This is a genomic window from Nonomuraea sp. B19D2, assembly GCF_040137845.1.
GTDB lineage: Bacteria > Actinomycetota > Actinomycetes > Streptosporangiales > Streptosporangiaceae > Nonomuraea.
In genome coordinates this window covers 262,912-274,460 of sequence record NZ_JBEFAK010000007.1, presented here as the reverse complement: position 1 = coordinate 274,460, position 11,549 = coordinate 262,912, and the positions used below count along the sequence as shown (strand labels likewise).

Annotated in this window: 8 protein-coding genes; 5 read left to right on the top strand and 3 right to left on the bottom strand. The window is 67.8% G+C overall.

The genetic code is table 11. The features are described 5' to 3' along the window. Positions 1 to 282: 282 nt before the first annotated feature. Positions 283 to 1,215, top strand: coding sequence for an SEC-C metal-binding domain-containing protein (locus ABN273_RS16470; protein ID WP_349449711.1), 933 nt, complete (start codon positions 283 to 285; stop codon positions 1,213 to 1,215). 132 nt (positions 1,216 to 1,347) lie between these two features. Here ABN273_RS16470 and ABN273_RS16465 read toward each other — a convergent pair whose 3' ends face one another. After that, positions 1,348 to 1,602 (bottom strand): A24 family peptidase, encoded by a 255-nt coding sequence (locus ABN273_RS16465; RefSeq protein ID WP_349449710.1) that lies wholly within the window; start codon positions 1,600 to 1,602, stop codon positions 1,348 to 1,350. A gap of 701 nt (positions 1,603 to 2,303) precedes the next feature. Between ABN273_RS16465 and ABN273_RS16460 the strand changes: the two genes are divergently transcribed. After that, on the top strand, positions 2,304 to 3,500 hold the full coding sequence (locus ABN273_RS16460) for a tyrosine-type recombinase/integrase (protein ID WP_349449709.1): 1,197 nt from the start codon (positions 2,304 to 2,306) through the stop codon (positions 3,498 to 3,500). A gap of 244 nt (positions 3,501 to 3,744) precedes the next feature. Here the strand turns inward: ABN273_RS16460 and ABN273_RS16455 are convergent, their stop codons facing one another. After that, entirely contained in the window at positions 3,745 to 3,978 is a 234-nt protein-coding gene (locus ABN273_RS16455) for a hypothetical protein (protein ID WP_349449707.1), read from the bottom strand. Between the two features lie 49 nt (positions 3,979 to 4,027). On the opposite strand from ABN273_RS16455, the gene ABN273_RS16450 reads away from it, so the two are divergent. From ABN273_RS16450 to ABN273_RS16440, 3 genes are all read left to right on the top strand, one after another. Continuing rightward, entirely contained in the window at positions 4,028 to 4,834 is an 807-nt protein-coding gene (locus tag ABN273_RS16450) for an AraC family transcriptional regulator (protein WP_349449705.1), read from the top strand. A gap of 335 nt (positions 4,835 to 5,169) precedes the next feature. After that, positions 5,170 to 7,389, top strand: coding sequence for an FAD-dependent oxidoreductase (locus ABN273_RS16445; RefSeq protein WP_349449704.1), 2,220 nt, complete (start codon positions 5,170 to 5,172; stop codon positions 7,387 to 7,389). 173 nt (positions 7,390 to 7,562) lie between these two features. After that, positions 7,563 to 10,484, top strand: coding sequence for a hypothetical protein (locus ABN273_RS16440; protein ID WP_349449703.1), 2,922 nt, complete (start codon positions 7,563 to 7,565; stop codon positions 10,482 to 10,484). Positions 10,485 to 10,515: 31 nt separating this feature from the next. Here the strand turns inward: ABN273_RS16440 and ABN273_RS16435 are convergent, their stop codons facing one another. Continuing rightward, on the bottom strand, positions 10,516 to 11,529 hold the full coding sequence (locus ABN273_RS16435) for a LacI family DNA-binding transcriptional regulator (protein ID WP_349449702.1): 1,014 nt from the start codon (positions 11,527 to 11,529) through the stop codon (positions 10,516 to 10,518). Positions 11,530 to 11,549 lie beyond the last annotated feature (20 nt).

The following is an 11,549-nucleotide window of genomic DNA, read 5'->3' as shown; positions in this document are numbered from 1 at the left end:
TCCTGCGCCGACTGCGGCTGCTCATCCGACCGGACACCGTCCTGCGCTGGCACCGCGATCTGATGAAACGGCGCCATGCCTGTACCAGCCGGCCGAAGCGACCTGAGCGACCGCCCACGGTCCGCTCCATCCGAGCCCTCGTCCTGCGCCTGGTTGGAGAGAACCCGGCTGGGGTATCAGGGGGTCCGCAGTGAACACTGTATCTCCCCCGACACCCACCAAGACAGTGCCCATCGTGGAGTCGGGACAGTTGACCTTGGCGGTGCCTCTACGCTCGTACGGGTGACGAGCGACAACCTGGTGAGCCGGGCCGACATCGACAGTCTGGGCATGGGCCGCTTCTCCGGGACCGAGCGGGACGCGGCAGTGGCCCGGGTGCTGGCAGCTGTCGACGAGCCCGCTCTCCGCGGCGAGGACTTCGACCGGCCGTACGCGCTGATGGTGGCCTGCGACTTCCTGGAGATGGACGGCGAGGTCGACCGGGCGATAGAGCTTCTACGCCGAGCAGATACCGAAAATATCCGGCGCCGGAACATGGAGCCGTTGACCCGGTTGGCCGCACTCCTCCACAAACAAGGCCAGACCAAGGAAGCCTCCGCGACCTTCCGCCGCGTGGTCAAGGAGGGGCTGGCGAACTGGACCGACTATGACCTTTACGCTGACGCGCTCGACGAGAGCGGCGATCAGGCCGGCGCCTTGCAGATCCTGGTCGGCGGCCAAGAGCGGCTGACCAGGCAAGGCGATGCTCTGTTCGCCGCTCAGCTGCAACGGTCGATCGATCGGCTCCGGCGCGAGATGGGCTTCCCCGACGCCCCCGCCGCGCCGGACCCGGATTCCGGCTGGCACAAGGAGGGCGACCCGCGCACGCTGTTCTGGCCCCACGAGGACTTCGAACGCCTCTCTCAGCGGTGGCCGCAGATCGCCGAAAAGTACGGGAGCGACTGGGACAACCACCGCTCGCGCGTCGAACTGGCCGGTCTCCAGCTCGCCGGCGAGGGCTCCAAGCTGCATCTCCTGTATGCCGACTTCACCGCATTCGCCCGGCTCATAATCCAGCGTCCAGACCTTGCCGACCCGATCGACGAGTACTTCGAGGACCCGGCATTGGATGCCACAGACTCGCCATGGCGGACAGAGCGGAACGCCCCATGCTGGTGCCGCTCGGGACGGAAGTACAAGCAGTGCTGCCGACGGTTCGGCATGGGAAGCCAATAAGTGAGGATCTTGGCCATTTCGCTGGCGCTCTGTGCATCGTTCGACGTGCTGACTTCTATACCTGCTCGTGGGTATCTCCGCGGTTATAGCCCAATCGCTACGGGCTCGGTCCTGTAGGAGACACAGCGTCGACTACGGACCGATCAGGAGCAGAGCAACAAGAACCCCCGCGGGCAGGAACGGCCCGTAGGGGAACTGAACTTTCCCCTCCGCCCCGCGCCGCCGGGTGCCGCTGTAGATGCCGCCCAGGATGGGGCCGTAGATCACGCCCACGAGCCAGGCGCTGAGGCCGAAGTAGCCGGTGGCCTCGCCGACCAGCCCTGCCGTTTTGACATCACCGAGGCCGCTGCTGTCCGGCGCGACGAAGAGGAGCAGAGCGGCGAGCATGCCGAAGACCGCGTGCCGGAACGGCGCCCAGTCTGCCGAAAGGGCGAGCGTCGAACGCCATGACCGGGGCTCACGCCGGTCGGTGGACCCTCCAGCCGACCATGCGCTCAGGCAGCTTCGCCAGTGAGCCACGCCCACAGATTTCGAGGTCGCGCGGTCATCCCGGCCGGTCTCCATTCGCGTGACGTTCCGGCCGCTCCGCTCCGTACACCGGATCACGTACCGCCCACCTTCGCCACACAGTTCCAGCTCGACAGTCCGGCCGTCGCGTACATACGTGTGGTGACGGAGTACGCGGCTCGTGCGTACCCCTAGGTGGTACGGCTTCCACCGAACTTCGAGACCAGCGCTCACGGACACGAACCGGACACCCAACCGGGCTCGCCCATGATCACGACCTCGGGCTTCGGGGCAAGGGTGCTCTCGATGACCTCGAACGGGACCTGATGATCAGCCCACTCATCCGTCGGATGCGCAGTGCCTCAGCCATGGCCACCCGTCCGGTGTCACTTCCGGTGAAGCGCCCTAGAGGTCGCATATTGAGCGTTCGAAGCACTACTGGCTGCCGTACCCGCCGTCGCAGACGGTGGATGGTGGAGGTGGGGCAGATGGCGAAGGCTCGTGTGCAGGTCAGTAGGCGATGCGGTTGTGTGGATGCGGCGACGGGACGTCAGCGAGGCGTGACGTGTCCGCGTCTGCGGGTGGATGACGATCATGGCAGCTGGTATTTCGCGGTGCAGGTACGCGGCCTGGACGGGCAGCGGCAGCGCGCTCGCCGGGGCGGTTACGCCGACCCCGAGGAAGCGCAGGCGGCAGGCCGAGCCTTGGCCGCTGCTGACCGCGATGGCGCGGGGGCCGGATGCACGCTCGGTGAGTGGCTGGCACGCTGGCTGGCCACCAAGGACGCCCTGCGGCCGTCTACCCGGCAAGGCTACGCCACACACATCCGCCTCTACCTCATCCCGCAGTTGGGACGGATCCTGCTCCACCAACTCAGCTCGCGCGACGTCAACGGACTGCTCACGACGCTCGCGTCCCGCCCCTCGCCGACCGGCCGCCAACTGTCGCCCGCGACCGTGGTGCGGATCCACGCCACCTTGCGGACCGCGCTGAACGCGGCGGTCCGTGCCCGGCTGATCCCGGTCAACCCGGCCAACGGCGCCGAACTGCCCCATCCCCGGCGACCGCATCCAGTCGTCTGGACCGCCGGGCGCACGGCCCGGTGGCAGCAAGCGGGAGAACGTCCGGCGGTGGCGGTCTGGACCGAACAACAACTCGCGGCCTTCCTGACCGGCGTCGCGCAGGACCGCCTGTACGCCGCCTGGTGGCTGGCAGCGCTACGCGGACTGCGCCGCGGAGAGCTGGCCGGGCTACGCTGGACGGACGTCGACCTGCAGGCGGCGGAGCTGACGGTGACGCAGCAGCGGGTGCACGCCAATGGCCAGGTCGTGGTCGGCCCGCCGAAGAGCGCCGCCAGCTGCCGAGTGGTGGCCCTGGACGCGGAGACCGTGCGAGTGCTGATCCGGCACCGCGAGCGGCAACAGGAGCTGAGCGCGACGGCGGGCACACGCTGGCAGGACTCGGGATACGTGTTCACCACCGCGGACGGCGCGCCGCTACGGCCGGACTACCTCACCGGCCGGTTCCGCCGGCTGGTGGCCGCCTCCGGACAGCCGCCGATCCGGCTGCACGATCTACGACATGGCGCCGCCACGCTGGCGCTGGCCGCGCACACCGACCTGAAGGTGGTGCAGGCCATGCTCGGGCACGCCAGCATCGTGCTCACCGCCGACACCTACGTCTCGGTGCTGCCCGAGGTGGCTCACCGTGCCGCCCAAGAGACGGCCCGGCTGGTGCTGAGCGCCGCGTCCGCGCTGGGGCGGGAACTTGGCGCGTGACTCAGCTTTGCCTCACAGTTGCCTCATGCCGCCGCAGTACGCGGACCAGATGCGGGTTTCCGCAGGTGGAGAAGCGCGCCCTGCAGGATTCGAACTGCGACCGTCGGACCAGAAGCCGTTCCGGGGCGTACGAGCACGCACCGAGCACGGCCGACATCACCCACGATCATTCCACCGATGACGACAGCTACCCCTGATCCTGTCTCCGCTGTTCCAGTCGGCGGTCTCGCCCGAGTCGGCACGCTCAGCCGTCCTGCATGACGTAGCGGATGGGGAGGCGTTTGAGTCCGCCGACGAATGTGGTGGCGGTCCACACGGGCTCGCCGTCGAGCTCGACGCTCGCCAGCCTGGGGACGAGTTCGGCGAAGAGCGCGCGGATCTCCATGCGGGCGAGCGCGGCGCCCAGGCAGTAGTGGACGATGGAGCCGAAGTACCGCCGTACGGTTCCGCCCCCATGCCGATTGTGAGCCATGGTCATGCCCGGGTTAATCTTTGCACCCAATCGGTACGGTGCTAGGAGCCGTGTCATGGACGGGCAGGACCGGCGACGCTGGCTGGCTCAGCTGGCGAACAACCCTGACTTCGGACTGTTCGCGTACGAGCCCCTGCCGCGTCCGTGGTCCGTCGACTTCCCCCGCGGACTGCGCGAGCATTTGGTCTATCTCGTGGTCTCCGGATCCTGCGAAGGCACCGCAGGGTCCGAGATGATCAGGCTGGTTCCCGGATCGTTGATGTGGCTGCAGCCCGATGTGCCCTTCGGGCTGCGCTCCAGGGATGACCGGCAGCCGATCTCGCTCTACCGCTTCCGGTTGCGTCCTCTGCAGGCCGTGGCGGCCGACCGGAATCCGGTGCTGGTGCTCCACGGGGCATGGGAGCTCCGGGCCACCTTCGACATGCTCATCGCGGAGCTCTCCACCGCCTTGCCGTACCGGGAGGAGCGGATCCCGGCACTGCTGCTGGTGCTGTTCAGCGGGATCTTCAGGCTCGCCGACGGACAGCGCGGCGGCGGGCGTCCGCTCGACTTTCCCCAGCGCAGGCTGCTGGAGCAGTACGTGGACCGCCGCATCACCCAACGGGTGCTCCCCTCGACGCTCGCTCGCCTGGTCGGCCTGTCGCCGGAGTACTTCACCCGCAGGTTCCGGCACACCTTCGGCATGTCACCGAAGGTCTGGCTGGTACGGCGGCGGGTCCACCAGGCGGCCCTGCGGCTGGACGAGACGACCGACTCCATCGCGGAGGTAGCGGCGGACTTCGGTTACCCGGACGTGTTCCTGTTCAGCCGACAGTTCAAGGCCGTGATGGGCGTGTCGCCGCGGGCGTACCGGGCCAGGTAGGTCGACCCGGCCGACGACGGTTCGGTGCAAAGAAACCCCGGCCTCGGCTATGTCGTGCACAAGGTCACGATGCCATTGTGGTGTCACCCGCCGAGAAACGCCGGACATTCAGGGACGAACGGCACATGCGCGGATAGAGCAGACAGATCCGATTTCAGTACGACAAGCACGCCAACATCGGCTACTTCCGCTGGTTCCGCGACGTCCACTTCGTCGGCGATGTCTGGGCACTGCTGCCGTTCTCCACCGCGCTCAGCGACGCCCAGATGGCAGGCCGTGGCCGGCCACCTGGCGGCTGCCACCGACATCCCCACCTGATCCGAGAAGGGTTCCAAATGCGAGACGAAGTCGTACGAAGCGACCTCACCGTGGTCGGGGGCGGCCTGGCCGGGGTGTGCGCCGCCATCGCCGCCGCCCGCCTCGGCCGTTCCGTCGCGCTGGTGACCAACCGCCCGGTGCTCGGCGGGAACTCATCGAGCGAGGTCCGGGTATGGGTGTGTGGCGCCACCGGACACGGCATCCAACGCTACGCCCGCGAAACAGGCATCATGGGCGAGCTCTTCGTCGAGAACCAGTACCGCAACCCTGACGGAAATCCGTACTACTGGGATCTCGTGCTCCTGGACGCCGTCCGCGCGGAGCACAATATCCGTACCTTTCTGAATACGGACGTACGCGAGCTGGCCGCGCACGGCCCGGAGGACGACCGGCGCATCGACTCGGTCACTGGCTGGATGATGGGCTCGGAGCGGCGGATCCGCTTCGACTCCCCGATGTTCGTGGATTGCACGGGCGACGGGCTGGTCGGCTTCTTGGCGGGGGCGCGGCACCGCGTCGGGCGCGAGGCCCGCTCCGAGTACGGCGAGCCCTGGGCACCGGAGACCGCCGACGACATCACCCTCGGAAGCACCATCCTGTTCTACACGAAGGACGCCGGTCACCCGGTGAAGTTCGTGCCCCCGTCCTTCGCCAAGGACATCGCGTCCACATCCATCCCCGAGCGCCGCATCATCAAGTCCGGTGACAACGGCTGCGCGTACTGGTGGATCGAGTTCGGCGGCGAGCTGGACACGGTGCACGACAACGAGCGGATCCGAGACGAGTTGTGGTCCGTGATCTACGGCATTTGGGACCACATCAAGAACTCCGGCCGGTTCGACGCCGACACCATGACCCTCGAGTGGGTCGGGGCGGTGCCCGGCAAGCGTGAATACCGGCGCTTCGTCGGCGACCACACCCTCACCCAGCACGACATTCTGGAGCAAACGCCGTTCGAAGACCGGATCGGCTTCGGAGGATGGTCCATCGACCTCCACCCGCCCGGCGGGGTGTATGCGGCGGAGGCGGGTTCCAAGCACTGGCATCCCAACGGCACGTACCACATCCCCCTGCGCTGCCTGTATTCGGTGAACGTGTCGAACCTGTGGTTCGCGGGCCGGGACATCAGCGCCAGCCATGTGGCGTTCGGCAGCACGAGAGTGATGGCCACTTGCGCGCTCACCGGCGAGGCGGCGGGTAGCGGCGCGGCGCTGGCCGTCGAGCGCGGCGTGACACCGCGCTCCCTCGCCCGCGACCACCTCACGGAGCTCCAGCAGACGATGCTCCGCCAGGACGCCGCGCTGCTGGGCGTGCCGAACCGCGACCCCGCCGACCTGGCCCGCCAGGCGACCGTCACCTGCTCCGGTGCTCTCACGAGGCTCGTAATTGAGACGCCGGCCGAACGCGTTCCCATGGACACCGATCTCGCGCTGCTGCTGCCGGTGGATCCCGTGATCGGGTCCGTCGAGCTGCTGGTGGACGGTCTCGGGGACGGAACCGAGCTGGCCGCGGACCTGTTCGACACCGGGCACCCCCAGAACTGCGTGCCGGCGCGGCGGGTGGCAGAAGCCCGCGTGCGCGTGGCGCCCGGCGACAAGCAGTGGCTCCGCCTGCCCCTCCCCTGGCGGCCGGACACCCCCCAGAACGCCTTCCTGGTCATCCGGAAGAACCCGCACCTGGCTCTGTACGGGTCCGGGACCAGCGAGCCCGGGGTGCTCTGCTTCCGCCGGGTTACGGTCGCGCGGGAGTTCGACCAGCCCATCCTCGACTGGCGCCCTGACCAGGCACATCGGAGCTGGTGTTTTCGCATGTCGCCCCGCACGGAGGCGTACGGCCCGGGCAAGGCCGTGGGGGGCTACGCGCGGCCGTACGCAGGGCCGCAACTGTGGGCCTCGGATCCGCTCGGAGAAGAGCAATGGCTGCAGCTGACCTGGCCCGCTCCCGTCACACCACGACAGGTCAGGCTGGTGTTCGACGACGACGTCAATGACGACCTGATCAACCTGCACCACCACAGGACGCCGTACGACGTGCCGCCCACGCTGGTCCGCGACTTCCGAGTTGAGGCGCTGGTCTCCGATCGTTGGCGGCCGCTGGTCCGCTGCACGGACAACCGCGCCCGGCACCGGGTCCTCTCCCTGGCCGCACCACCTGCCACCTCCGCGCTGAGGATCGTCGTCGAATCCACGCACGGCAGCCGCCGGGCACACATTGTCTCCGTCCGGGTCTACGAATAGCTTTAGCGCTTAAGAAATTAAGCTCAGAAGACGTTTGACATTTCTTCAGGATTTCGTGATCGTGTCGTCTATAGGAAGCAGATTCCGCTGGTAAGAGCTTCGACAACATCGCGGACCGGTCGACTCCCGGTGGGACCACGATGCCGCGTCGCTGAACTGAAGGGATTCAGCTCGTGTTATCCAGACTGCTAATCGCGCTGCTCATGCTGGCTGTACCGACGCTGGTCTCCACGTCGGCGTGGGCGGCGCTCGAGCCCGCCCTCACCGTCGGTAACTACGCTTACGATCAGCCGCCCAACGCCGGCGACGCCCCCGACAAAGGCGAGAGCGGGCTGCTGGCCTTTGGCCAGGGCAAGCTGGCGGACGCGTCGATCACCACCCGGGCCGAATGGTTCGGCGACGGCGTGGCCAAGTACAAAGTGGTCTCGATCGTCATCGACCTGCTCCGGGACTACCCCGTGGACCAGATCTCGATTGTCAGCAACGCGCCCAACCGCTACTACGGCATCAGAGCCGTCTCGGTGCGCGCCCGCGCGGAGGCCGAGCCCGACTACACCTCGATCAGGGCCCAGACGTGGTACGGCACGGCCAGCCCGCTGCCGGACGACGTGCCGTTGAACAACGCCCTGACCGTGAACATGGGCAACCGCACCACGCGTCTGGTCATCATCAGGATCGCCCGGTTGCACGAATACCAGCACATGGCGCTGAACGAGATCTCGGTCCACCCGGGCACCGGCGAGCCCGCGCAGGATCCCGCACCGCCGCTGTCCGCCGACCAACTGCGCGGGGAAATCGCCAAGCCGGTCAAGCAGATCCCTCGGTCCGGCGTGGTCGACGTGGGCAACTACCTCGCCGGGGTCGCCCCCGAAGACGGCGTGCCGGACAGTTCCGGCGGCGTCGTGCCGTTCTTGTACAGCACCCTGTTCAACCGCGACCGGACCGACTACGTCGGCTGGCGTGGCAGCGCGTCCGCGCCGAAGACGGTGTCGCTCGTCTTCGACCTGCTGGCGGACCATCCTCTCGACAAGATCAGGCTGTTCAGCAGAGCACCCAACCAGTACTGGAGCTTCGACGAGATCACCGTCACCTACCGGGCGGAAGCTGACACCACCTACAAGATCGCCGGAAGGGAAAGGCGTGATCGCGCCGACACCGACTACGCGCTGGACATCTCGATGGCCGGCAAGAAGACACGGTTCGTCCGTATCCAGCTCACCCGGGCGAACCAGTACCTGCACATCCCGCTGTCGGAGGTCGAGCTCGTCCAGGGCAGCGGGGAGGTCGGGCAGGACCCGGAGCCGCCGTACGACGAGAACGCCATGCGCCAGGAGCTGACCAGCTACACCAGGCTGGCCGACCAGTACGGCCAGTACCTCTACCAGGATTGGCCCGGAAAGGTCACCTCCGACGCCCAGCTGAACAGCGAGCGCGACCAGGAGTGGGAGCACCTGCGGTCAGTTGTGCTCGACCCCGGCAAATACGACACCTACGGCGGGTTGAAGGCCCTCGGCAAGCAGCCGTCCGACGGGTACTTCCGGCTCAGGAAGATCGACGGCAAGTGGTGGTTCGTCACCCCTGACGGCTACCCGTTCTTGCTCAAGGGCGTCGACTCGGTCTCCCACGACGAGTGGGGGTACGGCACGCTCTACAAGGAGCCCGACGGCAGCCTCCGCGACGTGTTCGAGTCAGTGCCCGACCACGACCGGTACGCCGCGGCCTACAGCACCACCGATGACGGCGAGGTGCTGAGCTTCGTCAAGGCCAACCTCATGCGCAAGTACCCGGGCGACTGGAAGGCCGCGTGGCGGCAGGTCACCGGCAAGCGGCTGATCGACTGGGGCTTCAACGGGCTGAGCAAGTGGGCCCGCGACTCGGAGGTGCGCCTGCCATACATCGATCAGGTGCCGGCGCCAGCGGACGCCGTCCGCGTGAAGTGGGCGATCGACCCGTTCGACCCCGGATTCGGGGCCAAGCTGGACCGCAAGATCGAGGAGATCGGCGTCGCGGGACGGAGCACCGCCCCATGGCTCATCGGCTACTTCTTCGACAACGAGCGCGGCTGGGACGCCGAGGTGGTCAAGGAGATCCTGCTGAACAAGGGCACGCTCCCTGCCAAGGGAGCCTTCGTGGACTACATGGCCGACGCCTACGGGCAGGACCTGGCGCGGGTGAACGCCATCCTCGGCACGAACGCCCTCGAGTTCGACGCGCTGGTCGGGATCCCGATCGACGTGGGCAGGCTGCCGGCGCAGGACATGAAGGGGTTCATCCGCCTGGCCTCCAAGACGTACTACGCCGCCATTCGCACGGCCATCCGCAAGGAGGACCCCAACCACCTGTTCCTGGGCTCGGCCTTGGTGCCCACCTGGCGCACCAGCTTTGACTGGAACGTCGGCGCCATCGACCAGCTGGACGCGGTGTCGTTCGACGTCTACAGCGACAGCGCAGACTACCTGAACGAGTACGCGAATCTCGACAAGCCGGTGCTCAACCTGGAGTACTCCTTCAGCACCGCCGACCGGGGCCTGCGGGCGATCAACGCCGCGACACTCTCGGAGACCATCGCCGAACGTGGCGCGAAGTACCGGACGTTCATCGAGGCGCAGGCCAGCAGCCCGGTCTTCGTCGGATCCGGCTGGTTCGTATACTACGACCAGGCGGTCACCGGGCGGCCGGGTGACGGGGAGAGCTTCAACTTCGGCCTGCTCAACCAGCAGGACCAGCCCTACACCGAGATGACCGACATCATGCGCGACACCAACACCTCGCTGGAGCTCGTCCACAAGTACGGCACCAGCCGGCTCACCGCGGAGATGGTGGCGGACTCCATCAGCCGGTTGGCGCCGGTCGACGCGCACGAGCCTGTGGTCCCGCTCCCCCATGTACCGGAGGCGTTCTCGCTGGAGATCGCCTCCACCACCCGGGCCGACGTGGTCGCGCTGGACGGGACCGTAAGGCCGTCGTCCGCGAAGACCCTCGTCACGCTCGTCCTGAAGGTGGTCAGGAAGAGTGACGGCAGCACGGCGTCAACCCGGCCGCTGAGCCTGTGGGTGCCCAAGGCGTTCAAGAACAAGGACAAGGACAATAAGTAGGCGGTAGGGCGGCGCCGCCTTACCGCCTGCGTCAGGCGGGCGGGCCCGTGCTCCCCCTCGCGGTGAGCCGGGCCGGTTCGGTCTCGATGTCGGGGAGCGGATCGCCGTTGATGAGGGACAGCAGGTGACGGGCCGCGGCCGCGCCGAGCGCCGGCACGTCGCGCCGGACCGCGGTGAGGGCCGGCCGCACCACCTGGGCCAGAGGAGAGTCGTCCCATGCGACGAGGGACAGGTCGTCCGGCACACGCAGCCGCATCTCCTGGGCGACCGACAGGCCCGCGACCGCCATGATGTCGTTGTCATAGATGATCGCGGTTGGCCGGGTGGTGGAGCTGAGCAGGCGGCGCGTCGCGCGAGCGCCCTCCTCACCGGTGTAGTCGGTGTACAGCGTGACGCATTCCGGCAGGCCCAGCCGGGCGCAGGCCTCGGCGAACGCCTCGTCCCGCACCTTGGTGTGCACCAGATGTGGCATGCCCGCCACGTGGCCGAACCGGCGATGGCCGAGCGCGGCGAGGTATTCCACGGTTTCGCGCACCGGGCCGCTCTCGTCGGAGCGCACCGACGGCAGCGAGCCGGTGCCGGGCAGCCCGCCGATCACCACGGCGGGCATGCCGAGATCTTCGAGCACCGGCAGGCGGCGGTCGGAGACGTGCACCTCCACCAGGATCGCACCGTCGATGCGGCCCTCCGCCCACCAGCGGCGGTAGACCTCGATCTCGGCGTCCTCGTCGTCGGCCATCTGCAGCATCAGTGCGGACGAGTGCGGCTTCAGCGCCGTCTCGATCCCGCTGAACAGCTCCATGAAGAACGGCTCGGCGCCGAGGATGCTCGGTGGCCGGGACAACACGAGGCCCACCGCGCCGGCGCGAGCACTGGTGAGGGCACGGGCCGCGACGCTCGGCCGCCAACCCAGCTCCTTGGCCACTCTCAGCACCCGCTCGCGCGTGGCCTCCGACACTCCCGGACGGCCGTTGAGCGCGTAGGACACCGCCCCCTGGGAGACTCCTACCCGCTGGGCGATATCCGCGATGGTCGGCCGCTTCACGCTCGTACCTTAAGGTACAT